We start from the raw sequence: 26420 nt of genomic DNA, 5'->3' as shown, positions 1-26420 counted from the left end.
CTGACGCGGCCTTCGCGCGCGCCCGGCACACTGGCGGCATCGCCCCGGAGACGCGCCATGCGCAAGCTCGGCTGGTTCACCCGCACGGCCAAGGCGGCCTCGTACTTCACCGGGCGGCCGCTGTGTTTCGCGCTGGCCGCCGGGGTGGTGCTGGCGTGGGCGCTCACCGGGCCGCTGTTCGGCTTCAGCGACACCTGGCAGCTGGTGATCAACACCGGCACCACCGTGGTCACCTTCCTGATGGTGTTCCTGATCCAGAACACCCAGAACCGCGACACCCGGGCGCTGCAGATCAAGCTCGACGAGCTGATCCGCGCCACCCAGGGCGCGCACAACGCGCTGCTGGACCTGGAGGAGCTGGAGGAGCGGGACCTGCAGGAATTCCAGGACCGCTACGAGCGCCTGGCGCGCAAGGCGCGCGAAGCCGGGCCGGAAGGCGCTGCCGAGGCCGGCACGCCCGACCTCGATGGCGCCGACTCCGGCGCCACCACGCCTGTCAGCCGCCGTCGCCGTCGCCGTAAGCCACGGCGATGATCGCGAAGCGCGCGGCGCCGCCGGGCAGGACCGCCTCGAATTCGTCGTCCACGCGTTTTTTCAGCAGTGCCCGCGCCAGCGGCGAATCGATGCTGATGTGGCCGCGTTTCGCGTCGGTCTCGTCCGGGCCGACGATGCGGTAGCGCGCGACCTCGCCGCTGGCGAGGTTCTCCAGTTTCACCGTGGCGCCGAAGAACACCGCCCCGGGGTCGGTCGGCACGGTGTCGACCACGCGCAGCACCTGCAGCCGCTTGCTCAGGTAACGCACGCGGCGGTCGATCTCGCCGAGCTGCTTCTTGCGGTAGCTGTACTCGGCGTTCTCCGAGCGATCGCCCTCGGCGGCGGCGGCGGCGAGCGCTTTCACCACCTCCGGGCGGCGCAGGCGCCACAGCTCGTCGAGTTCGGCCTTCAGCCGCGCGTGGCCCTGCGGGGTGACCAGCGCGGTGCTGCCTGCGGCGGGGGGGCGCCAGCGTCCCAAGACCGGCCTACTTGCCGCGCGTCAGGCGCAGGTCCGGCGTGCCGGCGATGGCCTGGCCATCGGCGTCCAGCGGCGCGAGCGTGTCGTTGTCGGCGATCGCGTAGAGGCGGTCGGCCTCGGTCTTGCTGCCGGGATCCAGGCGGATGCGCTTGCCGTCGGCCTCGGTCGACCAGGTGCCCTGCAGGGTGAAGGTGCCTTGCGGGCGCTCGCGATAGACGTCGGTGAGGGTGAAGGCGCCGTCGGCGCCGAGCTCCAGGGTTTCGTCGATGCCGGGGCAGTCGGCGCAGGGCAGGGCGCCGCTGAACTTGCCGGCGAACGCCTTGACGTCGATGGCGCCGGGCCCGGGCTGTACGCCGGCCTGCGCCAGCGTGGTTTCGACCGCGGCCTCGACCACGGGTTCGGCGGCGCTCGGCGCGACCGCGGCCGGCTCGGGCGCCGGCGTTTCGCGCTGGCAGGCGGCCAGGGCCAGCGGGAGCAGGATGGCGAAAAGCAGGCGTGGCATCGGTGGCACCTCCGGGAACGGGAACGGTTGAGGAATGGGCGGCCGGCTCAGCGCCGACCGCCGAAAATGTTGCCCAGCACGCCGCGCAGGATCTGCCGGCCGATCTGGTTGCCGACGGTGCGCGCGGCCTGCTTGGTCATGGTCTCGACCGCGCCCTGGCGGCGCCTGGTGCCCCACATCCATTCGCTGACCTTGCGGCCGATGCCGCCGTCTTCGGCGGCGTCGGTCGCGGCGTCTTGCGCCACCGGAGCCTCGGCTTTGGCCGTGGCGGCTTCGGCTTTCTTCGCCAGCATCTCGGCCGCCGACTCGCGGTCCACGGCGCGGTCGTACTTGCCGCCGACCGGGCTGCCGGCGCGCACCTGCGCGCGCTCGTGCTCGGTGATCGCGCCCATGCGGCAGCGCGGCGGGGCGATCAGCGTGCGCTCCACCGGCATCGGCACGCCCTTGTCGCGCAGCATCGACACCAGCGCCTCGCCGACGCCGAGCTGGCCGATCGTGGCGGCCACGTCCAGCGCCGGGTTGGCGACGAAGGTCTCGGCGGCGGTGCGCACCGCCTTCTGGTCGCGCGGGGTGAAGGCGCGCAGCGCGTGCTGCACGCGGTTGCCGAGCTGGCCGAGGATGTCGTCGGGCACGTCGTCGGGGAACTGCGAGCAGAAATACACGCCCACGCCCTTGGAGCGGATGATCCGCACCACCTGCTCGATCCGCTGCCGCAGCGCCGGCGGCGCGTCGTCAAACAGCAGGTGCGCCTCGTCGAACACGAACACCAGCCTGGGCTTGTCCAGGTCGCCGACTTCCGGCAGCGTCTCGAACAGTTCCGACATCAGCCACAGCAGGAAGCTCGAATACAGCCGCGGCTTCAGGATCAGCTGCTCGGCGGCGAGGATCCCGACCACGCCGCGGCCGTCGGGCGTGGTGCGCATCAGGTCGGCCAGTTCCAGCGCCGGCTCGCCGAAGAAGTGGCCGCCGCCTTCCTGCTCCAGCCGCAGCAGCGCGCGCTGGATCGCGCCGATGGACTGCGTGCTGACCAGGCCATAGGACGTGCCGATGTCGCGGCGCTCGGCGGCGACCAGACCGAGCAGCGCGCGCAGGTCCTCCAGGTCCAGCAGCAGCAGGCCGCGGTCGTCGGCCAGCTTGAACACGATGTCGAGCACGCCCGACTGGGTGTCGTTGAGCTCCAGGATCCGCGACAGCAGCAGCGGGCCCATCTCGCTGACCGTGGTGCGGATCGGATGCCCGAGCTTGCCGTACAGGTCCCAGAAGATCGTCGGCGCGCCTTCGGGCCGGTAATCGTCGATCCCGATCTGCGCGATCCGCGCCTGCAGCTTGTCGTTCGGCGTCCCGGCGACGGCGAGGCCGGCGACGTCGCCCTTGACGTCGGCCAGGAACACCGGCACCCCGATCCGCGAGAATCCCTCCGCCAGCGTCATCAGCGTCACCGTCTTGCCGGTGCCGGTAGCGCCGGCGACCAGGCCGTGATGGTTGCCGTACTTGGGCAGCAACTGCACCAGGCCGCGGTTTTCCGCCAGCGCGTCGGGCGTGGTGACGGCCTTGCCGACGAGGATGGGGTCCATGCGCAATCCTTCCGGAGGGATGTGCCGATTCTATCGATTGTAGGAGCCGCGGACGCCGGCAGGCGCGCGTGCGCGGCTGCGTGCGCACGCGGTTGCCGCGGCGCCGGAGCGCGGGCTACCCTGCCACTACCCCCTGCTGTCGTGGCCGCAATGACTTTTTCCGCCGTTTTCCTGCGTCTGGCCCCCCTTGCGCTGCTGTTCGCCTGGCTGGCCCCGGCGTCGGAAGCGGCCGCGCTGTCGCGTCGCGACCAGGCCGGCGTCGACGCCATCCACGCCAGCATGGCCGCGGCCGAAGCCCGCTACCGCGCCGCGCTGGTGAAGATCGGCAACAACGATCCGGACGGGCAGCAGGAGAGCGACGCCGCACTGGAGGACATGGAAGACGCGGTCGCCGCTTGCGGCCGCCAGCGCGGCTGCCAGGTACCGACCCTGCTGACCACCTACAAGCGCCTGCTCAAGCTGGCCGCCGATGGCGAGGCTGCGACCGGCGACGACGAGGACGACTTCGATCCGCAGGACGCCGACCCCGACCACGCCGGGCCCGGGCGCAGCGGCAGCCTCGCCGGCGACGTGCCCGAAGCCGCGCGCGCGGCCTCGCTGCTGGACGACCGCAGCCACCGCTTCGACGCCATGGTGCAGTACAACCCGGCGGTGCAGGCCGGCATCCGCCGCTGGCTGACCGACATGCGCGGACAGCTGCTGGCCAGCTACGAGAACTACGAATACCTGCGCCAGCTGATGTGGCCGTCCTACGAGCGCGCCGGGCTGCCGGAGGCGCTGCTGTTCGGGATCATGGCCAAGGAGTCCAACGGCAAGGTGCACGCGACCTCGCGCGCCGGCGCCGCCGGGCCGATGCAGTTCATGTACGCCACCGGCAAGCGCTTCGGCCTGGGCGTGGACGGCACCGGCTTCGACACCCGCTACGACCCGCGCGCCGCGGCCGAAGCCAGCGCCGCCTACCTCAACGAGCGCATGGGCGAGCTCAACCGCAGCATCGAGCTGGCGCTGGCCGCCTACAACGGCGGCGAGGGCCGCGCGCTGCGCGTGTACCAGGGCAGCGGCGGCCGCGGCTTCTGGAATGCCGACGTCTACAACCAGTTCCCGCCGGAGACCCGCGACTACGTGCCGATGGTGATCGCCGCGGCGTGGCTGTTCCTGCACCCGAAGCAGTACGGGCTGAGCTTCCCGCGGGTGGACGCCAGGCCGGCGCCGCTGCGGCTGCAGCAGCCGGCCTCGATCTACGAGTTGACCATCTGCCTGGGCAACCGCGGCACCCGCGAGGGCTACATGCGCGCGCTGCGCAACCTCAACCCGCGCTACCAGGCCGACAGCTGGCTGCCGGCCGGCACCACGCTCAACGCCACCAGCCGGATCGTCGGTCTCTACGGCCGCTACTGCGTGCAGGGCCCGCGCGCGACGCTGGCGCAGCAACTGGTGCGCAGCGACCCGGGCGCGGCGATCGTGCGCATGGGCGCGGTCGAACAACTGCCCGACGGCGGAGCCGCGGGCCCGATGACCACCGCGGCCGCCACGACCTCCGCCAGCGGCCGGCCGGCACCGATGCAGCCGCGCCGTTACAGCGTGCAGCGCGGCGAGACCTTGACCGCGATCGCGCGCAAGTTCCAGTGCAGCACCGGCGAGCTGGCCAGGGCCAACGACATCAAGGCACCGCGCTACGCGATCCGGCCGGGGCAACGGCTGAAGCTGGAAGGCTGCCGGCAATAGGCGCGGCGCCGGCCGCAACGGTTCCGCAGCAGCAGCGTCAGCCGCGATCGTCCCGCGTCGCGACTACCTCGTTGCGATGCCGGCGGTTGTACAGGTGGCGTCAGCCGCGATCCGGCTGCGTCGCGACGCGCGGGGAGGCGGCCGCTAGGGCGAGGCGAGCGTCGCCAGTCGCTGGCCGAGCTGCACCGGCGATTCGGCGTCCAGCCCGGGCGCCAGCGTCGCCACGCCCCGCGGCAGCAGCACGATCACGGTGGAACCGTAGTTGAAGCGCGCCATCTCGGCGAAGCGTTCCAGCACGATGTCCTCGCCGCGGTAGTCGCGGGTCGTCACCGGTCCGCCGTAGGGCGGGATCTCGACGCCGCCCCACACGGTTTCCACGCCCGAGACCAGCAGCGCGCCCACCATCACCACCGCCAGCGGGCCGAAATCGCAGTCGAAATGGCACACCAGGCGCTCGTTGCGCGCGAACAGCCGCGGCACCGCGGCCACCGCGTCCGGCCCCACCGAGAACAGCCGCCCGGGCACGTGCACGGTCTCGCGCAGGCGCCCGCGCCAGGGCATGTGCACGCGGTGGTAGTCCTTCGGCGACAGGTACACGGTGGCGAACAGGCCGCCGTCGAACAACGCGGCGGCATCGGCGTCGCCGAGCAGCTCGGCGGTGGTGAACGAGCGGCCCTTGGCCTGGAAGATCCGGCCGGGGCCGGCGGTGTCGGCGACGATCGCGCCGCACTGGCTGATGCGGCCGTCGGCCGGCAGCAGCAGCGCGCGCGGGTTCGGGTCGGGCGTGCGCGCGCCGGGTTTCAGCGCACGGGTGAAGAAGGCGTTGAAGCTGGGATAGGCGCGCGGGTCGGGCTCGGCAGCTTCGGCCAGGTCGACGCCGAAGCGGCGCGTCACCGCACCGATCAGCCACTGGCTCAGCGCGCGGTTGCGCGAGTACGCCAGGCGCCGCGCCAGCGACGACAGCAGGCGCTGCGGCAGCACGTGGCTGAGCGCGGTGAACGGGCTCATGCGCGCTGCGGCCGGGCCCGCGCTGCCGCAAGGCCGCTCACCGTGGCGGCGTCCGGGTCAGCGCCAGCAGGTCCGCGGCGATCGCCTGCGGGTCCAGCGGCGGCTGGATCACCCCGGCCATGCGCGCCTGCGGATCGAGCACGGCCAGCGCCGCGGAGTGGTCGACGCTGTACTGGTCGGCGGGCGCGCCGGCCGCGGCCGGCGCCTTCATGAACACCAGCGACAGTGCGCGCGCGAAACCTTCCAGTGCCGGGATGTCGGCGGTCGCGGCCAGCGTGTCCTTGTGGAAGGCGTGCGCGTATTCGCCGATGCGGTCGGGCGTGTCGCGTTCCGGATCGACCGAGACGAACAGCACCCGCGGCCGGGTGGCATCGGGCAGGGCGGCCCACTGCTTCTGCGCCTGCGCCAGTTGCGCCAGCGTGGTCGGGCACACGTCCGGGCAATGGGTGAAGCCCAGGAACACCACGGTCCAGTGGCCCTTGAGCTCGCCGGGCACCAGTTGGGTGGCGTCGGACTGCTGCAACGAATAGGCCGGCAGCTCGCGCGGCTGCTGGAACAGCCGCACCGCCTGCAACTGCGGACCGGCGGCGGGGGCCGGGCCCCAGTGCTGCGCGGCCCACAGGCCGAGTGCGGCCGCCAGTGCGGCAACCAGGATGAGGACGGTGGTGCGGTTGAACATGGGAGCCTGCGTGCGCCGGAAGGGTGGTCAGAAAACGCTTGAACTTCGGCCATGATAGCCGCGCCACGGCTATAATTCGCGGTCCCCTGCCTCCCGGCGCACGCCGCGGCCGCCGCCATGACCGATGAGCTCCGCACCATCATCGACCTGATCCGCTACGGCGCCAGCCGCTTCAACGCGGCCGGGCTCACCTTCGGCCACAGCTACGACAACGCGCTGGACGAGGCGACCCAGCTCACCTTGCACGCGCTGCACCTGCCGCACGACATCGGCCCGGCCTACGGCCAGGCGCGGGTGACGCTGGCGGAGAAGGAGGAGATCCTGGGGCTGTTCCTGCGCCGGATCGAGGAACGCGTTCCCGCCGCCTACCTGACCGGCGAGGCCTGGTTCGCCGGGTTGTCGTTCAAGTCCGACCCGCGCGCGCTGGTGCCGCGCTCGCCGATCGCCGAGCTGATCGAGTCCGGCTTCGAGCCGTGGCTGGGCGGGCGCGAGGTGCGCCGCGCGCTGGACCTGTGCACCGGCTCGGGCTGCATCGCCATCTCCATGGCGCACTACAACCCGGACTGGCACGTGGACGGCGTCGACCTGTCCGACGACGCCCTGGCGCTGGCGCGCGAGAACCAGGCGCGGCTGCGCGTGGACAACCTGCGGCTGCTGCGCTCGGACCTGTTCGCGGCGCTGGCCGGCGAGCACTACGACCTGATCGTCAGCAATCCGCCCTACGTCACCGACGCCGAAACCGACGCGCTGCCGAAGGAATATTCCCACGAGCCGGAGCTCGGCCTGCGCGCCGGCGCCGACGGCCTGGACCTGGTGCTGCAGATCCTGCGCGACGCGCCGCTGCACCTGACCGAGGACGGGCTGCTGGTGTGCGAGGTCGGCGAGGCCGAGCAGGCGCTGGTGCAGCTGCTGCCGGAACTGCCGCTGGCCTGGGTCGAGTTCAAGGTCGGGCAGATGGGCGTGTTCGTGGCCGAACGCCACGACTTGGTCGCGCACAACGCGCGCATCCGCGCGCTGGCCGACGCGCGCGAACGGGCCGCCGCGCCGCGCGCCGCCGCCGGGTTGTTCTGATGCCGCGCGGGTTTCCCGATACCGTTCACCCTGAGCGTAGCCTGGGGGGCAAAGTCGCAGGGTTTCGCGATGCTTCGCCTTCGTTCGCTGCGCGAACTGCGCTCGGCACGAACGGCATTGCAACATGAACACCTTCGGCCAGCTGCTGCGGGTCACCACCTTCGGCGAATCGCACGGGCCGGCGATCGGCTGCGTGGTCGACGGCTGCCCGCCGGGGATTGCGCTGGCGCCGGAGGATTTCGCCCATGACCTCGCGCGCCGCGCCAGCGGCAAGTCGCGGCACACCTCGGCGCGGCACGAGGCCGACGCGGTGGAAATCCTGTCGGGCGTGTACCAGGGGCGCAGCACCGGCACTCCGATCGCGCTGCTGGTGCGCAACGTCGACGCCCGCAGCAAGGACTACGCCCGGATCGCCGAGCAGTTCCGCCCCGGCCATGCCGACTACACCTACTGGCACAAGTACGGCATCCGCGACCCGCGCGGCGGCGGGCGCTCGTCCGCGCGCGAAACCACGATGCGCGTGGCCGCGGCGGTGATCGCGAAAAAATGGCTGGCGCAGCGCCACGGCGTGCGCGTGCGCGGCCACCTGGCGCAGATCGGCGAGGTGCTGCCGCGCGGCCACGACTGGGATGCGGTGGAGGCCAATCCGTTTTTCTGGCCCGATGCCGCGCAGGTGCCGGAGCTGGAAAACTACATGGACGCGCTGCGCAAGTCCGGCGATTCGGTCGGCGCGCGGGTCGCGGTCGTCGCCGACGGCGTGCCGCCGGGCTGGGGCGAGCCGGTCTACGGCAAGCTCGACGCGGAGATCGCCGCGGCGATGATGTCGATCAACGCGGTCAAGGGCGTGGAGATCGGCGCCGGCTTCGCCAGCGTGGTCCAGCGCGGCAGCGCGCACCGCGACCAGGCGACCCCGGAGGGGTTCCTGTCCAACCATGCCGGCGGCATCCTCGGCGGCATTTCCAGCGGCCAGCAGGTCGTGGTCTCGGTGGCGTTCAAGCCGACCTCGAGCCTGCGCCTGCCGGCGCGCGGGGTGGACGTGCACGGCGCGGCGGTCGAGGTCGTCACCACCGGCCGCCACGATCCCTGCGTCGGCCTGCGTGCGGTCCCGATCTGCGAGGCGATGCTGGCGCTGGTGCTGATGGACCAGGCGCTGCGCCACCGCGCGCAGTGCGGCGATGTCGGCGCGGTGGCGCCGAGACTCCCGCCGCAGGCATGAACACGCACCCGCGGGCACGGCTTGCCGCCGCGGGCGCTGACGGGACGCGCTGCGCGGCCACCCCGCGCGGCAGCCGACCGTCGCGGCAGGACACGGACTGAACGGGAACATCCAGACATGAGCAGGACATACAAGGTCGCCGTGGTCGGCGCCACCGGCGCGGTCGGCGAGGCGATGCTGGCGATCCTGGCCGAACGCGCGTTCCCGGTCGGGGAACTGGTCGCGCTGGCCAGCGAACGCTCGGCCGGCGGCGAGGTCGCGTTCGGCCACCGCAAGGTTCCGGTGCGGGAGCTGGCGACCTTCGATCCTGCCGGGGTCGAGATCGCGCTGTTTTCCGCCGGCGCAGCGGTGTCGAAGGCCTATGCGCCCCGCTTCGCCGCGGCCGGCGCGGTGGTCATCGACAACTCCTCCGCCTTCCGCCACGACGACGACGTGCCGCTGGTGGTGAGCGAAGTCAACCCGGAGCAGGTCGGCAACCGCCCGCGCGGGATCATCGCCAATCCCAACTGCTCGACCATGCAGCTGCTGGTGGCGCTGGCGCCGATCCATCGCGCGGTCGGGATCGCGCGCCTCAATATCGCCACCTACCAGGCGGTGTCGGGCACCGGCCGCCGCGCGCTGGAGGAACTGGGCCGGCAGACCGCCGGCCTGCTCAACTTCCAGCCGGCCGAGCCGGAGGTGTACCCGGTGCAGATCGCCTTCAACGTGATTCCGCACGGCGGCGACTTCACCGACAACGGCTACACCACCGAGGAAATGAAGCTGGTCCGGGAGACCCGCAAGATCCTCGGCGACGACGCCATCGGCGTGAACGCGACCGTGGTCCGGGTGCCGGTGTTCTACGGGCATTCGGAAGCGGTCAACGTGGAGACGCGCGCCAAGCTGTCGGCCGCCGACGCGCGCGCGCTGCTGCAGGCCGCGCCGGGGGTGCAGGTGGTGGACGAACCGGTCGGCGGCGGCTACCCGACCCCGGTGACGCATGCCTCCGGCACCGACCCGGTCTACGTCGGCCGTATCCGCGACGACCTCTCGCATCCGCGTGCGCTCAACCTGTGGATCGTGTCCGACAACCTGCGCAAGGGCGCCGCGCTGAATGCGGTGCAGATCGCCGAGCTGGTCGTTGCCGCGGGCCGCTGACCGCCGCCGCGGTCGTTGCGGATTGCCGCCGTGGGCGGCTAGAGTCGCGGCCAGGGTTCCCCGGGGGTGGGCGTGACCAGCAAGCCGTCGATCGCATACTCGTTCCTGCTCGCCGTGGCGCTGACGCTGCTGGCCGGGCCGGCGCAGGCGCTCGGCCTGGGCCAGCTCACGGTCAAGTCGCAGCCCGGGCAGCCGCTGCTGGCCGAAATCCCGATCGTCTCCGGCGATCCGTCCGAACTGGAGCACCTGCAGGCGCGGCTGGCCTCGCCGGACACCTTCCGCCGGGTCGGGCTGCGGCCGCCGGACACGGAAGTCGCCGGGCTGCAGTTCGCGGTGGCGCTGGATGCCCGCGGCCGGCCGGTGATCCGCGTCACCAGCGCCACGCCGCCGACCCAGCCGCTGCTGACCTTCCTGCTGGAAGTGGACTGGGGCGAAGGCCGCCTGGTGCGCGAATACTCGGCGCTGCTCGACGCCCCGCGCAGCGTCGCCGCGCCGCTGCAGCCGATCCAGGCGCCGACGGTGGCGCCGGCCAACACCATCATGCGCGCGCCCGAAGCCGCTGCGGCGGTGCCGCCGCCGGCATCCGCGTCCGCTGCCGCCCCGACGCCGCCGCCAGCTCCGACACCGGCCGCGGCCCCCGTCGCCCCGGCCCCGGCCCCGGCCCCGGCCCCGGCGCCGGTGCCCGCACCGGTCGCGCTGCCGCCGCCATCCGCCGTGGCGGCCGCGCCGGCTCCGGCGCCTGCGCCGCCGCCGGCGGACGCCTACGCCGTGCGCGCCGGCGATACCCTCAGCGAGATCGCCGTCGGTCTGGCGCGCGACGGTCGCAGCCTGGACCAGATCATGCTGGCGCTGCTGCGCGCCAACCCCGCCGCCTTCATGGGCGACAACATCAATCGTCTGAAGGCCGGCGCGGTACTGCGCATGCCCTCGGCGGAGGACCTCTCGCGCTACAGTGCCGGCGAAGCCGCGGCGGTGGTGCGCGCGCAAGTCGCGCAGTGGCGCGAGGCGCAGGCGCCGCAGCCGCAGCCGGCGGCGATCGCGTCGGCGGCCGCAGCCGCGGCGAGCAGCGACGGCGGCAAGCAGGACAGCCTCGCGGCGGCCAGTGCCGAGGCGCGGCTGCAGATCGTGCCGCCGGCCGACGGGCGCGGGCGCGCAGGCACACGATCCGGCATCCAGGCCGGTGGCGAGGGCGACATGCTGCAGCAGCAGGAATTGCAGGGGACCAGGGAAGCCCTGGCCGCGCGCGAGGCCGAGGTCGGCGAGCTCAAGGCCCGCGTGGCCGAGCTGGAGAAGCTGCAGCAGCAACAGCAGCAGCTGATCGCGATGAAGGACAGCGCGCTGGCCGCGGCGCAGCAGAACCTGGCCAAGGCCAATACCGTCGCCGCGCAACCGGCGACCACGCAGGCGCCGGCGCAACCCGCGCAGGCGCAGGTCGGCAGCGGCGTGTGGTTGTGGATCGGCCTGGCGCTGCTGGCCGCGGCCCTGGTCGGCTGGCTGGCCACCCGGCGCCGCAAGGCGCCGCCGCCGACGCGGCTGTTCGACACCGCGCTGCTGGCCGCGGGCATGTCGCCGGCCGTGGCGGAACCGGCTTCCGCGAGTTCCGCGCCGGCCGCTGCCCCCGCGCCGGCCGCCGACGCGCCGCGCGCCGACGCGGCCACGACGCCGCACTGGACCGACGCGCCGGCCCGGATCGGCGCAGTCCCGACCTGGCATGGCGCCGCCGCCGCGCCCGCATCCGCCGAGGCGGCCACCGACGAGGCCACGGAAGCCACGGATGCCGGCGCCGACCCCACACGGCAACTGGAACTGGCGCGCGCCTACCTGGACCTGGGCGACGACGATGCTGCGCGCGAACTGCTGCGCGAGGTCCTGCACGGTCGCGACCCGGCCGCGCGCGAGACCGCGGCGCGGATGCTGCGCGAGCTGTGATGACGCCCGCAGCGCACGGCCCGCGGGGAGGCTAGCCCGATGCGCCACGCGTTGGGCGTGGAATACGACGGCAGCGGCTTCTCCGGCTGGCAGCGCTTGAACAAGCCTGGCGCCCCCGAGCGCCGCGGCGAGCCGACCCTGCAGGCCGCGCTGGAGCGGGCGCTGGCGTTCGTCGCCGGCCATCGCGTGGACACGGTCTGCGCCGGGCGCACCGATGCCGGCGTGCACGCGGCCTGCCAGGTCGTGCATTTCGACAGCGATGCGGTGCGCGACCCGCGCGGCTGGATGCTGGGTGCGACCTCGCGGCTGCCGCCGGCCGCCAGCGTGCTGTGGTGCCTCCCGGTGGGCGGGGATTTCCATGCCCGCTTCTCGGCGCGCGCGCGGCGCTATCGCTACCGCATCCTCAACCGCGCGATCCGGCCGGCGCTGGGACGCCAGTACCTGACCTGGGAACGGCAGCCGCTGGACGCCGCCGCCATGCACCGCGCCGCGCAGGCGCTGCTCGGCGAGCACGATTTCTCCGCCTTCCGCAGCGCGCAATGCCAGGCGCCGCACGCGCGCCGCGAGCTGCAGGAGATTGCGGTGCGCCGCGACGGCGAGATCGTCGAGATCGACGTCCAGGCCAACGCCTTCCTCCACCACATGGTGCGCAACCTCGTCGGCAGCCTGCTGCCGGTGGGGCGCGGCGAGGCCGGCGAGGACTGGCTGGCCACGCTGTTGGCCGGACGCGACCGCAACGTGGCCGGGCCGACGGCGCCGCCGGACGGGCTGGTGTTCCTCGGCCCGCGCTATCCGGCCGGCTACGGCTTGCCGGCCGCGGTGAGCCTGCCGGCGGAGACGACAGCGTGAGTCCGCAACGTCCGCACCCGCCGCACGGTCGCACCCGGATCAAGTTCTGCGGCATGGTCCGGCCCGGCGACGTGCGCCTGGCCGGCGAACTGGGCGTGGACGCGGTGGGGTTCGTGTTCGCGCCCGGCAGTCCGCGCCGGCTGCAACCGGAGGAGGCGGCGCGGCTGCGCGCCGCGCTGGCGCCGCTGGTCGATGCGGTGGCGCTGTTCATGGACAACAGCGCCGCGGAGGTGCGGGCTACGATCCGGCAACTGCGGCCGACCCTGCTGCAGTTCCACGGCGGCGAGGACGACGCGTTCTGCCGCCGCTTCGGCCTGCCATATCTCAAGGCCATCCCGATGGGCGGCGCACGGGCGCCGTCGGCGGCCGCGTTGCGCGCCCGCTATCCGGGCGCGGCGGGATTCGTGCTCGACGGCCATGCGCCGGGCGCGGCCGGCGGCAGCGGCGACGCCTTCGACTGGCGGCGTTGGCCGCGCGGGCTGTCCCGGCCGGCGCTGCTGGCCGGCGGCCTGAACGCGGACAACGTGTACGCGGCGATCGCCGCGGCGCAGCCCTGGGGCGTGGACGTCTCCAGCGGCATCGAGCGCGCACCCGGGGTCAAGGACGCCGCGCGCATGCGCCGGTTCGTCGCCGAGGTCCGCCGCGCCGACTGCAGGCGCCAGGCGCCGGCCCCGTAGCGGCGCCTCCGCGGCGCGATCCTGTCAGCGGCCGCCGTTTCCCCTACACTGGCCGGCCCAGTGCCGGATGCCGGCGCAAGCCCGTCGTCCGAATGACCCCGTTGTCCACTCCCGCCCCCGTGCCCGATTTCCACGCCTGGCCCGATGCCAGCGGCCATTTCGGCCGCTACGGCGGGCGCTTCGTCGCCGAGACCCTCGCCGGGCCGCTGCAGGAACTGGCCGCCGCCTACGACGCCGCGCGCGTGGATCCGGCGTTCGTGGCCGCGTTCGAGGCCGACCTGGCGCACTACGTCGGCCGCCCCAGCCCGATCTACTTCGCCGAGCGCCTGAGCCGCGAGAACGGCGGCGCGCGGATCCTGCTCAAGCGCGAGGACCTCAACCACACCGGCGCGCACAAGATCAACAACACCATCGGCCAGGCGCTGCTGGCCAGCCGCATGGGCAAGACCCGGATCATCGCCGAGACCGGGGCCGGCCAGCACGGCGTCGCCAGCGCCACCGTGGCCGCGCGCCTGGGGCTGGAATGCGTGGTCTACATGGGCGCCACCGACATCGCGCGGCAGCAGATCAACGTCTACCGCATGCAGTTGCTGGGCGCGACCGTGGTCCCGGTGAACAGCGGCTCGGCCACGCTCAAGGACGCGCTCAACGAGGCGATGCGCGACTGGGTCACGAACGTGCGCGACACCTTCTACATCATCGGCACGGTGGCCGGCCCGGACCCGTATCCACGCATGGTCCGCGACTTCAACGCCGTGGTCGGGCGCGAGGCGCGGGCGCAGATGCTGGCCGAATACGGCCGTCTGCCGGACGCGGTCACCGCCTGCGTCGGTGGCGGCAGCAACGCGATCGGCATCTTCCATGCCTTCCTCAACGACCGCGACGTGCGCCTGGTCGGCGCGGAAGCGGCGGGCGAGGGCATCGCCAGCGGCCGCCACGCCGCCTCGCTGTCGGCGGGCCGGCCGGGCGTGCTGCACGGCAACCGCACCTACGTGCTGTGCGACGACGACGGCCAGATCGTGGAGACGCACTCGATCTCGGCCGGGCTGGACTATCCCGGCGTAGGCCCCGAGCACGCCTTCCTCAAGGACAGCGGCCGCGCGCAGTACGTCGGCGTCACCGACGCCGAGGCGCTGGCGGCGTTCCACCGGCTGACCCGCACGGAAGGCATCCTGCCGGCGCTGGAATCCAGCCACGCGCTGGCGCAGGCGCTGAAGCTCGCGCGCGAACTGCCGCGCGAGGCGATCGTGCTGTGCAATCTCTCCGGCCGCGGCGACAAGGACGTGCATACCATCGCCGCGCGCGAGAAGATCGCGCCGTGAACGGCCAGCCAGGCCGTCGCGGCACTTGTTCCCTTCTTTTCCCACCCGAGGCAAGACCGTGACCGAAGACAACCAGACCCAGGCCCAGAACCCGGCGGCGGAGCAGAACGCCAACCAGCTCGATCCGGCCTTCTTCACCTGCGTCAACGAATACCTGGAACTGACCAACAAGCAGTCCCGGCAGCAGGGCCTCAAGCGCATCAGCATGGCCAGCCTGTATGCAGCGGCGCGTTTCAACGCGCACGTCTACCTGTCCAATGTCGGCAGCAGGGCCGCGGCCGAGCGCAAGGATTTCCTCGACTACATGAGCACCATGTACCGGCGCATGCTCAACGAGCATCTGGACGGCCTGGGCGCCGAGCGCGGCCTGGATGTCGGCGAGTCCGAGCTGGCCGCCGAATACGCCGCCGCCGCGGCGGCCGCCAGTGCCGCCGGCCCGGTTTCGCCGGCTACGCCCGCCGAGTGACCCGACTCGACGCCACCTTCGCCGCCTTGCGCGCCGCCGGCCGCAAGGCGCTGGTGCCGTTCGTCACCGCCGGCGATCCGGCGCTGGAGGCCACCGTGCCGGTGCTGCACGCGCTGGTCGCGGCCGGCGCCGACGTGCTCGAGCTGGGGGTGCCGTTCTCCGACCCGATGGCCGACGGCCCGGTGATCCAGCGCAGCTCCGAACGCGCGCTGGCGCGCGGCGCCGGCCTGGCCTACGTGCTCGACTGCGTGCGCGCGTTCCGCACGCGCGACCCGGCCACGCCGGTGGTGCTGATGGGCTACCTCAACCCGGTGGAGATCCGCGGCGCCGCGCGTTTCGCGCAGGACGCGGCCGCCGCCGGGGTCGACGGCGTGCTGCTGGTGGACCTGCCGCCGGAGGAGGCCGGGGCGTTGCGCGAGGCGTTCGCCGCGCACGAACTGGCGCTGATCCTGCTGGCCGCGCCGACCACCAGCGACGCGCGCCGGCAGCGGCTGTGCGCCGAGGGCCAGGGCTATCTGTACTACGTCAGCTACGCCGGAGTGACCGGTGCCGACCGGCTCGATCCCGGCGCGGCCGCGGCGCGGTTGCGGGCGCTGCGCGCCGACAGCCCGGTGCCGGTGGTCGCCGGCTTCGGGATCAAGGACGCGGCCGGCGCCGTGGCCATGGCGGCCGACGCCGACGGCGTGGTCGTCGGCAGCGCCCTGGTCGCGGCATTGGCCGCGGCCGACGGCCCGGTGCAGGCCGCGGGCGCCGCCGGCGCCTTCCTGGCCCCGCTGCGCGCCGCCCTCGACGCCGCCTGATCGGCGCGCCGTCCGGGCACGGCCCGGCGCTGCGCTAGAATCGCCCGTCGACTTTGCTTCCGCGCCGATGGTGCCGTCGGGCCATACGCGGAGCGCTGGCGCCACCCCCTCGGTCGCAGGGGGACAGGTTTCAGCTCCCTCGGTCGAGGGACGGCTCCGGCCCGCTGGGCGCTGGGCCGGGATGTGGAAGCCTCTCCTCCCGCACCGATGCCGCGCAACTCAGGATCGCCGAGACACTCCCAAGATGAGCTGGTTGAAGAAATTGATGCCCGCGCGCATCCGCACCGAAGCGGCCACCAGCCGCAAGCGCAGCGTGCCCGAGGGCCTGTGGGAAAAGTGCGACAAGTGCGGCGCGGTGCTGTACCGGCCGGAGCTGGAGGAAAACCTCGAGGTCTGCCCCAAGTGCAGCCACCACCGGGCGATCCGCGCCCGGGTGCGGCTGGCGGCCTTCCTCGACCCGGGTGGCGGCAGCGAGATCGGCGCCGCGCTGGGGCCGGTCGATGTGCTGCGGTTCAAGGACCAGAAGAAATACGTCGACCGGATCAAGGCCGCGCAGAAAAGCACCGGCGAGCGCGACGCGCTGATCGCGCTGCAGGGCACGCTCAAGGGCCGGCCGTTGGTGGCCTGCGCCTTCGACTTCGCCTTCATGGGCGGCTCGATGGGCTCGGTGGTCGGCGAGCGCTTCGCCCTGGCGGCCGAGCGCGCGCTGGAGATCGGCGCGCCGCTGGTGTGCTTTTCCGCCACCGGCGGCGCGCGCATGCAGGAGAGCCTGTTCTCGCTGATGCAGATGGCCAAGACTGCGGCCGCGCTCGGCAAACTGCGTGCGGCCGGGTTGCCGTACATCTCGGTGATGACCCATCCCACCACCGGCGGCGTGTCCGCGTCGCTGGCGATGCTGGGCGACATCAACATCGCCGAGCCGGAAGCGCTGATCGGTTTCGCCGGCCCGCGGGTGATCGAGCAGACCGTGCGCGAAACCCTGCCCGAGGGGTTCCAGCGCAGCGAATTCCTGCTCGAGCACGGCGCCATCGACCAGATCTGCGACCGCCGCGAGCTGCGCGAGCGCATCGCCGCGCTGCTGGCGATGCTGATGAAGCAGCCGCAGCCGCAGGACGACGCCGAGGTCGCCGCTTGAGCGGCGCCGACGCCGGTCGCAGGTATTTCGGCACCGACGGCATCCGCGGCCGGGTCGGCGAAGGCCCGATCTCGGCCGATTTCGTGCTGCGCCTGGGCAACGCCTACGGCTACGCGCTGCCGCGCAACGACTGGCGCAAGCCGGTGGTGATCATCGGCAAGGACACGCGCATCTCCAACTACATGTTCGAAGCCGCGCTGGAGGCCGGGCTGGTCGCCGCCGGCGTGGACGTGCAGCTGATGGGGCCGATGCCGACCCCGGCGGTCGCGCACCTGACCCATTCCATGCGCGCCGACGGCGGCATCGTCATCTCCGCCTCGCACAACCCGCACTACGACAACGGCATCAAGTTCTTTTCCGCGCAGGGCGAGAAGCTCGACGACGCCACCGAAGCGGCGATCGAGGCCGCGCTGGAGCAGCCGTTCCGCACCGTGGCCTCGGAGCGGCTCGGGCAGGCGGTGCGCACCCGCGACGCGGTCGGCCGCTACGTGGAGGCCTGCAAGAATTCCGTGCCCAAGGGCTTCGATCTGGGCGGCATGCGCATCGCCATGGACTGTGCCAACGGCGCCACCTACCAGCTCGGCCCGCTGGTGCTGCGCGAACTGGGCGCGCGCGTGGACGCGATCGGCGCCGAGCCCAACGGCGTCAACATCAACGACGGCGTCGGCTCCACCCATCCCGACACCCTGATCGCGCACCTGCGGGCCACCGGCGCCGACCTGGGCATCGCCTTCGACGGCGACGGCGACCGCGTGCTGTTCGTCGACGATGAAGGCACCCTGTGCGACGGCGACGACCTGCTGTACGTGCTGGCCACCGACTGGCAGCGCAGCGGCCGCCTGCGCGGCCCGGTGGTCGGCACGCTGATGAGCAACTACGGCTTCGAGCGCGCGCTGGGCGAAGCCGGGATCGGTTTCGTCCGCGCCAAGGTCGGCGATCGCCATGTGCACCAGGCGCTGCTGCAGCATGGCGGCGTGCTCGGTGGCGAGGCCTCCGGCCACCTGCTGTGCCTGGACTGCGCCAACACCGGCGACGGCATCGTCAGCGCGCTGCAGGTGCTGGAAGTGCTGCGCCGCCGCGGCCTGACCCTGCGCGCGGCGCTGCAGGGCATGCAGCGGGTGCCGCAGCAGACCGTCAACGTGCGCTATGCCAATGGCGCGCGGCCGGCCGAGGCCGCGTCGGTGCGGCAGGCGCTGGCCGCGGCGCAGCGCGCGGTGGACGGGCGCGGACGCGCCTTCCTGCGGCCGTCGGGCACCGAGCCGGTGGTGCGCGTCACGGTCGAAGCCGACGACGCCGCACTGATGCAGGCCACCCTCGACACGCTTGCCGCCGCGGTGCGCGCCGCCGCTGGCTGATCCGGATCCATCGCCGCCGCGCGCCGGCGGCCGACCGACGCTTACCCACTTTCCGCCGATGAGCCAGATCCCGACCCTCGACATCCGCCGTTTCACCGCGCCCGCCAGCGCCGCCGACCGCGCCGCTTTCGTCGCCGAACTCGGCGCCACCTATCGCGAATGGGGCTTCGCCGGGATCCGCGGCCACGGCATCGACCAGGCGCTGATCGACGACGCCTACGCCGCGTTCCGGCGCCTGTTCGCGCTGCCCGACGCGGTCAAGCGCAAGTACCACGTGCCCGACGGCGGCGGCGCGCGCGGCTACACCCCGTTCATGGTCGAGACCGCCAAGGACTCGCGCTATCCGGACCTCAAGGAGTTCTGGCACGTCGGCCGCGAGCTGCCGCGCGACTCGAAGTACGCGGCGCTGATGCCGCCCAACCTGTGGCCGGCGGAAGTGCCGGAGTTCCGCGACCACGCCTACGGTCTGTATGCCGCGCTTGATGCGCTCGGCGCGCAGGTACTGGCGGCCCTCGCGCTGCACATCGGCCTGCCGCAGGACTGGTTCGCCGACAAGATCGACTGCGGCAACTCGATCCTGCGCCCGCTCCACTACCCGCCGATCGTCACGCCGGACGTGCCCAACGTCCGCGCCGGCGCGCACGAGGACATCAACCTGATCACGCTGCTGGTCGGCGCCAGTGCCGCCGGGCTGGAAGTGCTGTCGCGCAAGGGCGAGTGGGTGCCGTTCACCGCCGACGCCGACACCATCGTGGTCAACATCGGCGACATGCTGCAGCGCCTGACCAACCACGTGTATCCCTCCACCACGCATCGCGTGGTCAATCCGCCCGGCGAGGACGCGCGCCAACCGCGCTATTCCACCCCCTTCTTCCTGCATCCCAACCCGGACTTCCTGATCGACGTGCTGCCCGCGTGCATCACGCCCGACAACCCCAGCCGCTATCCGCAGCCGATCACCGCGCAGGGCTACCTGGAAGAGCGGCTGCGCGAGATCAAGCTCAAATAGGGACTCGCGGGCGCACGAACTCCTGCAAGGACAGGCAGCGATCTCCGTGGAGGAAGCCGGTGGCCCGGCCTGTGCGGGACACGCCGTGAATACGTCCCTGTAGGCTCCTCGGCGGCTTGCTCGCCTGCGCACTCCTGCGCAGGCGGCAAGACCGGGGTGGGCCATCCTTGGCCCACCCGTCCGGCGCATTGCGCCGGACCCATGCCGCCGACGGTCCCGCACAGGCCGGGCCACCGGCTTCTGGCAGGTGAGTTGGCGTCCGCAGAAAAAAACCCGAAGCGACGGACTCCAAGCTCGCGCAGTCGCCGCCCGGCGGGCTGGGGGTGCGGAGAGTGGACCATGGAGGGTCCACGACCCGACTTAAAGACAGGAGGTCGTCAGGAGGGCGCAGCACCCCCAGCCCGCCGGGCGGCGACTCCCTCCGAAGCCGATCCTCCAAGTGCAAGCCATCGATGGCCTGCGCCCCGACTTGCACACGGGACATCGTCAGGAGGGCGCAGCACCCCCAGCCCGCCGGGCGGCGACTCCCTCCGAAGCCGATCTTCCAAGTGCAAGCCATCGATGGCCTGCGCCCCGACTTGCACACGGGACATCGTCAGGAAGGCGCAGCAGCCCAGCCCGCCGGGCGAGCGACTCCCTCCGAAGCCCACCACATGAGCGCAGGACCGGATGGTCCGCGGCCCGATATTAAAGACAGGGCGCCGTCAGGAGGGCGCAGCATCCCAGCCCGCCGGGCGGCGACTCCCGCCGAAGCCAATTTCCCAAGCGCAAGCCATCGATGGCTTGCGGCCCGATTTAAAGACAGGAGGTCGCGCACGAAGCCCGCCCACGCGAACCAGCTCAGGTGGCCATCCAGAAGAACACCGCGGCCATGCGCTTGTCGGCCAGCAGCTGGCCGCAGTACGCGCTGGCGCTGTGGATCAGGTTGGCGCTGTACAGCAGCAGACGGTTGAAGCGGTACGGAATGCGCACATCCTCGGCGAAGGACCCCAGCGGCACGTGGCGGGTGCCCAGGGCCTCGACCAGGTTGACGTGCGGCGGCATCACCGTGTTGCCGCCCATGCGCCCATCCGGCAGGCGTTGGCGATAGAAGCTGGTGCCGCAATACTCCGGCGCCTGCGGATTGAGGTACAGCACCGCGGCGTAGCGGCACAGTGCGCGCGAGTCGGTGTGCGGACGCGGACCGCATTCGTCCTCGCCGACCACCTGTACGCAGTTGTGGTTGAGGTGGCTGCCGTCGGGCGCGGCCTGCACCCACAGCCGGCTACGGCTGGTCGACGTGCAGACCCACGATTCCAGCAGCGCGAGTTCGTCCGGCAGCAGCGCCGGAATGGCGCGCATTCCCGGCCAGGCTTCCGGCCGGTACGGATAGCCCTGCGACCAATCGCTGCGCGCCAGGCAACGCGCGCGCACCGCGAGCGGATCGGGCAGGGCGTCGTCGAGCAACCAGTAGTCGCGGCCCAGGGTCGGCTTGCGGTACGGCAACAGCTTGATGGGAGGCGGACGCATGTCAGTCCGTGTCGCGGAAATCCTTGCTGCGACCGGCGATCAGCGCCTGCGCCGCGGCCTCCGGCAGGTATTTGGACAGCGCCGCGAGCATGCGGTTGGCGCCGCCGGTCACGCAGCGCGGATCGCCGCGCTCGACCGCGTCCACGCCCAGGCGGGCGACGCGCTCGGCGTCCTGCCACAGCCAGCCCGGCAGCTTCGACACCCGCGCGCGCATGCCGTTGACGTCGTGGAATTCGCTCCAGGTCATCCCCGGGCACAGCGCGGTGACATGCACCCCGCGCGCCCGTGTCTCGGCCGCCAGCGATTCGGAAAAACGGATCACGAACGCCTTGGCCGCGCCGTACAGCGTGTGCCCGGCCGTGGCCGGCACCAGCGCCGCCAGCGAGGCGACATTGAGGATGCGACCATGGCCGGCGGCTTCCATTGCCGGCAGGAAGCGGTGCGTCAGCTCCGCAACCGCAACCACCATCACCTGCAGGAACCCCGCGTGGGTCGCCCAGTCCGAGGACAGGTAGCGTCCGGGCACGCCGTAGCCGGCGTTGTTGACCAGATGCGCGATCCGCAGCCCGCGGCGCACGGTTTCCGCATGCAGCAGCTCCGGCGCGGCCGGGTCGGCGAGGTCGGCGACGATGCACTCCACCGGCACCTGCGCGCGCAGCGACGCAGCCAGCGCATCCAGGCGCTCGCCGCGGCGCGCGGTGAGCACCAGCGGCACACCGCGACGGGCGTATTCGCGCGCGATTGCCGCGCCGATGCCGCTGGAGGCGCCGGTGACCAGGGCATGGCCGGAGTCGGGCATCGCGACCTCGCGGAAGAAGGAAGCCGCCCGTCCACAGGGCGCGGCGACCCTGCGGATTCTAAAGCGGGGCTGGGCTAGACTGCGCGCCTCGAAATCACCGGAGCAGGGCATGCGGCGCAGGATCGTGGCCGGAAACTGGAAACTGCATGGCGACCGCGCCTTCGCGCACGCGCTGCTGGACGCGCTGGCGGCGGTGCCGGCGCCGGCCGGGGTGGAGCGCGTGGTGCTGCCGCCGCTGCCGTACCTGTCGGAGCTGGTCGAACGCTACGCCGGCAGCGATATCGCCTTCGGCGCCCAGGACGTCAGCGCCAACGAGAAGGGCGCCTACACCGGCGAAGTCTCGGCCGGCATGCTGGTCGACGTCGGCGCCCGCTACGGGCTGGTCGGCCATTCCGAGCGCCGCCAGTACCACCACGAGGGCAGCGAACTGGTCGCGCGCAAGTTCCTGGCCGCGCGCCATGCCGGGCTGGTGCCGATCCTGTGCGTGGGCGAGACCCTGCAGCAGCGCCAGGCCGGGCAGACCGAGTACACCATCGAGCGCCAGCTGCAGCCGCTGTTCGAGCTGGCCGGCGCGGCGGTGCTGGCCGGCGCCGTGGTCGCCTACGAGCCGGTCTGGGCGATCGGCACCGGCCAGACCGCCACCCCGGAGCAGGCGCAGGCGATCCATGCCTTCATCCGTGGCGAAGTCGCCGCCCGCGATGCTAAAATCGCCGGCTCGCTGCCGATCCTGTACGGCGGCAGCTGCAAGCCCGACAACGCCGCCGCGCTGTTTTCCCAGCCCGACGTCGACGGCGGGCTGATCGGCGGGGCCTCCCTGGTCGCCGCGGATTTCCTGGCCATCGCAGCCGCGGCGGCCCCCTGAGACCGGAATACCCGCAATGCTGATGCTGATCCTGAATGTGTTCTACGTGCTGCTGGCGATCGGCATGACCGTGCTCGTGCTGCTGCAGCGCGGGGCCGGCGCGCAGGCGGGCTCGGGCTTCGGCGGCGGCGCCTCGTCGACCGTGTTCGGCGCCCGCGGCGCTTCCAACTTCCTGTCCAAGAGCACCAAGTGGCTGGCGGTGCTGTTTTTCGCGATCAGCCTGTTCATGGCCTGGCACGCGACCAATACCGCGACCCAGAACACGCAGCAGGACCTGGGGGTGATGGCGCAGTTGCCGGAGACGGCGCCGGCGCCCGCCGCAGGCGACGCGACGGTTCCCGCGGCGCCAGCCGCGCAGCCGCCGGCAGCGGCGCCGACATCGACCGTGCCCGCCGCCCCGGCTGCCACGGTGCCGGCGGCGCAACCGCAGCCGACGGCCCCGCCCGCGGGCGGCTGAGCGTCGCGCCGGCGGTTAGACTTTGCGTGAAGGCGGGCCGGATGCCCGCTGCTTCCGGTCCGGGACGGACACCTGCCCAGGTGGCGGAATTGGTAGACGCACTACCTTGAGGTGGTAGCGGCTTCGGTCGTGGGGGTTCGAGTCCCCCCTTGGGCACCAACACCATGCGTCGGGCCGCCCCTTCCCGGGGGGCCTGACGGCAGGCGAAAAACCCGCCACAGCAGCGGGTCGCGGGCGATTTCAGCGTCCCGGGCTGCCCCGGCCAGATGCTGCGTTCCTGGCGCGCGCGCTGGCCGAGCGGCAAGTCTGGGGCACCCTGCGCCTGGACGCACTGCACATTACCCCCAGCCGTTGAGCCCCGCGCGGCTTGCCGACGCGCCGAAGATGGGTACCGCGCGGGCACGCAGGCGCGCGATGGCTTGATGGCACAAGCGCGGCGTATTGATGATGGCCCCGGTGGCTGCAATCGCAGCCGTGGCCAACTATGCCTGGTGCCAGATTGCCGATCGCCTCGACCAGGATCCGCTCGACGACCTGCGCTGGCAGTCCCTCCAATGCGGTCGCAACGCGTTCCACAATCTGCCGCTCTCCGAGCACCCGCCCGCGGAGCATCCGCTCACCCTGTACGCCGCCCGCAAGAAAGCCGCGAGGCGATGGCGCACAGCGTATGTGTCTCTATACGCCATTCCGGGTACCGGGCTGCGTTCTGCGTTTCTTCACCGTGTATGGGCCCTGGGCTGGCCGGCTGCTGCAATACATGGCGTTGTTCCTGCTCACCAAGGCCATCCTGGCGACGAGCCGATCAAGCTGTTCAACAACGGCCGTCACAAGCGCAGGTTCACCTACGTGAACGATCGTGGAGGGCGTGATCCGCGGCCCGGACCCTGCCAGTCCTGCCAGTAGCGGTGTCGCGTCGTATCGCGTCTACAACATCGGCAACGAGCAATTCGTGGAAGGGGGGTATTAGGAGGCATCGCCTGAAGGCTTGGCGCGTGCAATGGGAACGATCGCTTATCGAAAGGACATCGATGGCTTGCGCGCGATTGCGGTGCTTGCGGTCGTCCTCTACCACTACGGCATCGGTCCATTGCACGGCGGGTTCGTCGGCGTCGATGTCTTCTTCGTGATTTCCGGTTATCTGATCACCGGCATCATCCACAAGGAAATCGGGCACGGCGACTTCACTTTCGCCGGCTTCTACGAGCGCCGCGTCCGCCGCATTTTTCCGGCGCTGTTCATGATGCTGCTCGTCACGCTGGCAGTCGGCACGTGGCTGCTGTTGCCTTCCGACCTGCTGAGGCTGGGCCGGGCGACGATCGCCACTTTGCTGTTCGGCTCCAACCTGCTGTTCTGGCGCCAAAGCGGCTATTTCGACACCCGTTCCGAATACACCCCGCTGCTGCATACATGGTCGCTGGCGGTCGAGGAGCAGTTCTATATCGGCTTGCCGATCCTGCTGATCCTGCTGCATCGCTACCTGCGCGGCGATGCGCGACTGAAGTTCGCGTTGCTGGCCTGCAGTGCTGTTTCGTTCGCCCTGTGCCTGTGGTTCCAGGCACGGGGGCCCGCGGCCACCTTCTTCCTGTCCCCGTTCCGCGCGTGGGAATTGCTGCTGGGCGGTTTGCTTGCGATCGGCGCGCTGCCGCCCATCGTCCGGCCGGCCTTGCACGGCGCGGTGTCGTGGCTTGCGCTCGCGACCTTGCTGTGGGCGCTGTGGTGGATCAGGGCCGGGCCCGAATTCCCGGGTTGGCGAGCCGGCCTACCGGTCGTCGCCACCGCGGCGCTGCTGCATGCGGGTGCCAGTAGCAGCTCGCAGGTGCAGCGGCTGCTGTCGCTGCGTCCGATGGTGTTCGTCGGGCTGATCTCGTATTCGCTGTATTTGTGGCATTGGCCATTGCTGGTGTTCGTGCGCTATCGCAGCGCCATGCAGCCGCTCGAACCCCGGGTGTCGTGGCTGTTGTTCGCGCTGGCGCTGGCGCTGGCGGCGGCCAGTTATCGTTGGGTGGAAACGCCATTGCGGAGGCGGAAGCAGGGCGCGCGCCCCGGTACGCGGCGCGCCTTGTTTGCGGCGGCAGCCGTAGCCAGTGTCCTGCTGGCATCGGCGGCCGCGACGACCCGCTTCGATGGCGGCTGGCGCTCGCGGTTTGCGCCGGACGTGGTGGCGCTGGACGATGCCCGTCATCCGTCCATTCCATTCCGGCAATGCAATGGGCGCGTGCCGGATCCTGCCTCCACGACCTGCCGCCTCGGTGCGGCGAACGGCACGCCGACGATCCTGCTGTGGGGCGACAGCCATGCGTTGGCGTGGGCGCCGGCCCTGGATGCCGTGCTGAAACACGCAGGGAAGACGGGGCTGCTGGCGGCACGTGGCGCGTGTGCGCCATTGCTGGGGATCAGGATTCTCGGGGACCCCGGCTGCCGTGACGACAACGACAAGGTCATGGGCCTGATCCGTTCGCGCCATTTCGATGTCATCGTCCTGCACGCGTCCTGGATGAAATATTCGGGGCCGGGTGGACAAGACACGTTGGCCGATGACGCCGGCCACCGTGGCAATCTGGAGGTGTTTCCACCAGCCTTCCGCTCGACCATGAAGGTCGTCGCTGCACTGACCGACCGGGTCGTCCTGGTTGGCCCCACCCCGGGTGCGCCGGACGACGCCCCATTCACGCTTTCCGTGGCGCGCCAGTACGGCGGAGCGATGCCCCCGGCGCGTCTGCGCGCCCGGGTTCAGCGCGATACGAAGTGGTTCTGGCGCGAAGTCGCGCGTCATGCAGGTTTCACGAACATTCGCGCGGTCGATCCGGCGCCCTGGTTTTGCAATGCCGTGTCCTGTCGTTATCTCGACACGCAGGGACGGCTGCTCTACCGCGACGGTGGCCACCTGAGCCTGAATGGCGCCGCATTTGTGGCGAATCACCTCGCTACCATGCATTTGTTTGATTCCTCCGCCCTACACACCAAGCGAGTGCGCCTGGGCGGTGAACATGGAGAGGGTTAGCTGCTGTCGGAACAGGATCGGCCCGGTCGAGGCCAGCTTGACGCCCAGTGCAATCAGCGCCATCACCGGAGCCGGATGACGAACGCGCCGAGGCAACGCGAATCCCGGCCCAGCGGTGCCGGGTTACCTGGATCGGCATGCCGGCGCGCACGCCTTCAACCTCGGCCGCGGGCAGGGCTTCCCGGCGCGGCAGGTGATCGAAGCGGCGCGTGCGGTGATCGGTTGCTGGATCGATTACGAGGTAGCGCCACCGTGCGGGTGATCCGGCGGTGCTGGTGGCGTCCAGGCAGAAGGCGCGGAACGAACCGGACTGGGCGCCGTCCGAC

General features: G+C 71.8%; 26 protein-coding genes and 1 tRNA gene. 20 read left to right on the top strand and 7 right to left on the bottom strand.

Going from position 1 to position 26420, the window contains the following annotated elements; all coding sequences use genetic code 11:
* Nucleotides 1–57: 57 nt before the first annotated feature.
* Nucleotides 58–534, top strand: coding sequence for a low affinity iron permease family protein (locus tag D0Y53_RS10300; protein WP_117203170.1), 477 nt, complete (start codon nucleotides 58–60; stop codon nucleotides 532–534).
* On the opposite strand, the gene greB is transcribed toward D0Y53_RS10300, so the two are convergent.
* From greB to D0Y53_RS10285, 3 genes are read right to left on the bottom strand one after another with little or no spacing between them, the layout of a single operon-like run.
* Complete coding sequence (gene greB, locus D0Y53_RS10295; protein WP_117203168.1) at nucleotides 497–1012, bottom strand: transcription elongation factor GreB; 516 nt, start codon at nucleotides 1010–1012, stop codon at nucleotides 497–499. The two genes, D0Y53_RS10300 and greB, sit on opposite strands and share 38 nt — an antisense overlap.
* 7 nt (nucleotides 1013–1019) lie before the next feature.
* On the bottom strand, nucleotides 1020–1514 hold the full coding sequence (locus D0Y53_RS10290; RefSeq protein WP_117203166.1) for a copper resistance protein NlpE: 495 nt from the start codon (nucleotides 1512–1514) through the stop codon (nucleotides 1020–1022).
* 47 nt (nucleotides 1515–1561) lie between these two features.
* Nucleotides 1562–3088 carry a helicase HerA-like domain-containing protein gene (locus tag D0Y53_RS10285; protein WP_117203165.1) on the bottom strand — a complete coding sequence of 509 codons (1527 nt, stop codon included), beginning with the start codon at nucleotides 3086–3088 and terminating at the stop codon, nucleotides 1562–1564.
* A gap of 150 nt (nucleotides 3089–3238) precedes the next feature.
* On the opposite strand from D0Y53_RS10285, the gene D0Y53_RS10280 reads away from it, so the two are divergent.
* A complete protein-coding gene (locus D0Y53_RS10280) occupies nucleotides 3239–4813 on the top strand; it encodes a transglycosylase SLT domain-containing protein (protein WP_117203163.1) in 1575 nt (524 codons plus the stop codon).
* A 144-nt stretch (nucleotides 4814–4957) separates the two neighbouring features.
* Here the strand turns inward: D0Y53_RS10280 and asd are convergent, their stop codons facing one another.
* Nucleotides 4958–5821 (bottom strand): archaetidylserine decarboxylase, encoded by an 864-nt coding sequence (gene asd / locus D0Y53_RS10275; protein ID WP_117203161.1) that lies wholly within the window; start codon nucleotides 5819–5821, stop codon nucleotides 4958–4960.
* A gap of 37 nt (nucleotides 5822–5858) precedes the next feature.
* Nucleotides 5859–6500: an SCO family protein gene (locus tag D0Y53_RS10270; protein WP_117203159.1), complete on the bottom strand. Its 642-nt coding sequence runs from the start codon at nucleotides 6498–6500 to the stop codon at nucleotides 5859–5861.
* Between the two features lie 117 nt (nucleotides 6501–6617).
* Between D0Y53_RS10270 and prmB the strand changes: the two genes are divergently transcribed.
* The 12 genes from prmB (at nucleotide 6618) to D0Y53_RS10210 (ending at nucleotide 19466) form a co-directional block, all read left to right on the top strand.
* Entirely contained in the window at nucleotides 6618–7571 is a 954-nt protein-coding gene (prmB, locus tag D0Y53_RS10265; protein ID WP_117203157.1) for a 50S ribosomal protein L3 N(5)-glutamine methyltransferase, read from the top strand.
* Nucleotides 7572–7695: 124 nt separating this feature from the next.
* Nucleotides 7696–8787: a chorismate synthase gene (aroC, locus tag D0Y53_RS10260; protein WP_117203155.1), complete on the top strand. Its 1092-nt coding sequence runs from the start codon at nucleotides 7696–7698 to the stop codon at nucleotides 8785–8787.
* A 117-nt stretch (nucleotides 8788–8904) separates the two neighbouring features.
* The gene (locus D0Y53_RS10255; RefSeq protein ID WP_117203153.1) at nucleotides 8905–9924 is read left to right on the top strand and encodes an aspartate-semialdehyde dehydrogenase; all 1020 of its coding nucleotides are present in this window, start codon (nucleotides 8905–8907) and stop codon (nucleotides 9922–9924) included.
* Nucleotides 9925–9996: 72 nt separating this feature from the next.
* Complete coding sequence (locus D0Y53_RS10250) at nucleotides 9997–11853, top strand: motility hub landmark protein FimV (protein WP_147319057.1); 1857 nt, start codon at nucleotides 9997–9999, stop codon at nucleotides 11851–11853.
* Nucleotides 11854–11892: 39 nt separating this feature from the next.
* Entirely contained in the window at nucleotides 11893–12702 is an 810-nt protein-coding gene (gene truA, locus D0Y53_RS10245) for a tRNA pseudouridine(38-40) synthase TruA (protein ID WP_117203149.1), read from the top strand.
* Complete coding sequence (locus D0Y53_RS10240) at nucleotides 12699–13379, top strand: phosphoribosylanthranilate isomerase (RefSeq protein ID WP_386725085.1); 681 nt, start codon at nucleotides 12699–12701, stop codon at nucleotides 13377–13379. The genes truA and D0Y53_RS10240 overlap by 4 nt, the downstream gene beginning before the upstream one ends.
* Nucleotides 13380–13480: 101 nt before the next feature.
* The gene (trpB, locus tag D0Y53_RS10235; protein ID WP_233511749.1) at nucleotides 13481–14701 is read left to right on the top strand and encodes a tryptophan synthase subunit beta; all 1221 of its coding nucleotides are present in this window, start codon (nucleotides 13481–13483) and stop codon (nucleotides 14699–14701) included.
* A 58-nt stretch (nucleotides 14702–14759) separates the two neighbouring features.
* Nucleotides 14760–15167: a DUF3144 domain-containing protein gene (locus D0Y53_RS10230; RefSeq protein ID WP_158550637.1), complete on the top strand. Its 408-nt coding sequence runs from the start codon at nucleotides 14760–14762 to the stop codon at nucleotides 15165–15167.
* Nucleotides 15164–15967, top strand: a complete 804-nt coding sequence (trpA, locus tag D0Y53_RS10225; protein ID WP_117203143.1) for a tryptophan synthase subunit alpha — start codon at nucleotides 15164–15166, stop codon at nucleotides 15965–15967. The genes D0Y53_RS10230 and trpA overlap by 4 nt, the downstream gene beginning before the upstream one ends.
* Nucleotides 15968–16211: 244 nt before the next feature.
* Nucleotides 16212–17102 carry an acetyl-CoA carboxylase, carboxyltransferase subunit beta gene (gene accD, locus D0Y53_RS10220; protein ID WP_117203141.1) on the top strand — a complete coding sequence of 297 codons (891 nt, stop codon included), beginning with the start codon at nucleotides 16212–16214 and terminating at the stop codon, nucleotides 17100–17102.
* Nucleotides 17099–18457 (top strand): phosphoglucosamine mutase, encoded by a 1359-nt coding sequence (gene glmM / locus D0Y53_RS10215; RefSeq protein ID WP_117203139.1) that lies wholly within the window; start codon nucleotides 17099–17101, stop codon nucleotides 18455–18457. Before accD ends, glmM begins: the two co-directional genes overlap by 4 nt.
* Nucleotides 18458–18515: 58 nt before the next feature.
* Nucleotides 18516–19466 (top strand): isopenicillin N synthase family dioxygenase, encoded by a 951-nt coding sequence (locus D0Y53_RS10210; protein ID WP_117203137.1) that lies wholly within the window; start codon nucleotides 18516–18518, stop codon nucleotides 19464–19466.
* An 840-nt stretch (nucleotides 19467–20306) separates the two neighbouring features.
* Here D0Y53_RS10210 and D0Y53_RS10205 read toward each other — a convergent pair.
* Nucleotides 20307–20975: a DUF6445 family protein gene (locus D0Y53_RS10205; RefSeq protein WP_117203135.1), complete on the bottom strand. Its 669-nt coding sequence runs from the start codon at nucleotides 20973–20975 to the stop codon at nucleotides 20307–20309.
* A 1-nt stretch (nucleotide 20976) separates the two neighbouring features.
* Nucleotides 20977–21774 carry an SDR family NAD(P)-dependent oxidoreductase gene (locus D0Y53_RS10200; RefSeq protein WP_117203133.1) on the bottom strand — a complete coding sequence of 266 codons (798 nt, stop codon included), beginning with the start codon at nucleotides 21772–21774 and terminating at the stop codon, nucleotides 20977–20979.
* Between the two features lie 109 nt (nucleotides 21775–21883).
* On the opposite strand from D0Y53_RS10200, the gene tpiA reads away from it, so the two are divergent.
* From tpiA to D0Y53_RS13125, 6 genes are all read left to right on the top strand, one after another.
* Nucleotides 21884–22636, top strand: coding sequence for a triose-phosphate isomerase (gene tpiA / locus D0Y53_RS10195; protein ID WP_117203131.1), 753 nt, complete (start codon nucleotides 21884–21886; stop codon nucleotides 22634–22636).
* A gap of 16 nt (nucleotides 22637–22652) precedes the next feature.
* A complete protein-coding gene (gene secG / locus D0Y53_RS10190; protein WP_117203129.1) occupies nucleotides 22653–23093 on the top strand; it encodes a preprotein translocase subunit SecG in 441 nt (146 codons plus the stop codon).
* Nucleotides 23094–23167: 74 nt separating this feature from the next.
* Nucleotides 23168–23252: transfer RNA gene (locus D0Y53_RS10185), tRNA-Leu, on the top strand.
* Between the two features lie 315 nt (nucleotides 23253–23567).
* Complete coding sequence (locus D0Y53_RS10180; RefSeq protein WP_199492043.1) at nucleotides 23568–23996, top strand: Rossmann-fold NAD(P)-binding domain-containing protein; 429 nt, start codon at nucleotides 23568–23570, stop codon at nucleotides 23994–23996.
* A 94-nt stretch (nucleotides 23997–24090) separates the two neighbouring features.
* On the top strand, nucleotides 24091–26094 hold the full coding sequence (locus D0Y53_RS10175; RefSeq protein ID WP_117203127.1) for an acyltransferase family protein: 2004 nt from the start codon (nucleotides 24091–24093) through the stop codon (nucleotides 26092–26094).
* A 115-nt stretch (nucleotides 26095–26209) separates the two neighbouring features.
* Nucleotides 26210–26356 carry a hypothetical protein gene (locus D0Y53_RS13125; RefSeq protein WP_233511748.1) on the top strand — a complete coding sequence of 49 codons (147 nt, stop codon included), beginning with the start codon at nucleotides 26210–26212 and terminating at the stop codon, nucleotides 26354–26356.
* The last annotated feature ends 64 nt before the right edge of the window (nucleotides 26357–26420 follow it).

The organism is Cognatiluteimonas weifangensis, assembly GCF_003416885.1.
Classification (GTDB): Bacteria; Pseudomonadota; Gammaproteobacteria; order Xanthomonadales; family Xanthomonadaceae; genus Cognatiluteimonas; species Cognatiluteimonas weifangensis.
This window is presented reverse-complemented; position numbering and strand designations above follow the sequence as displayed.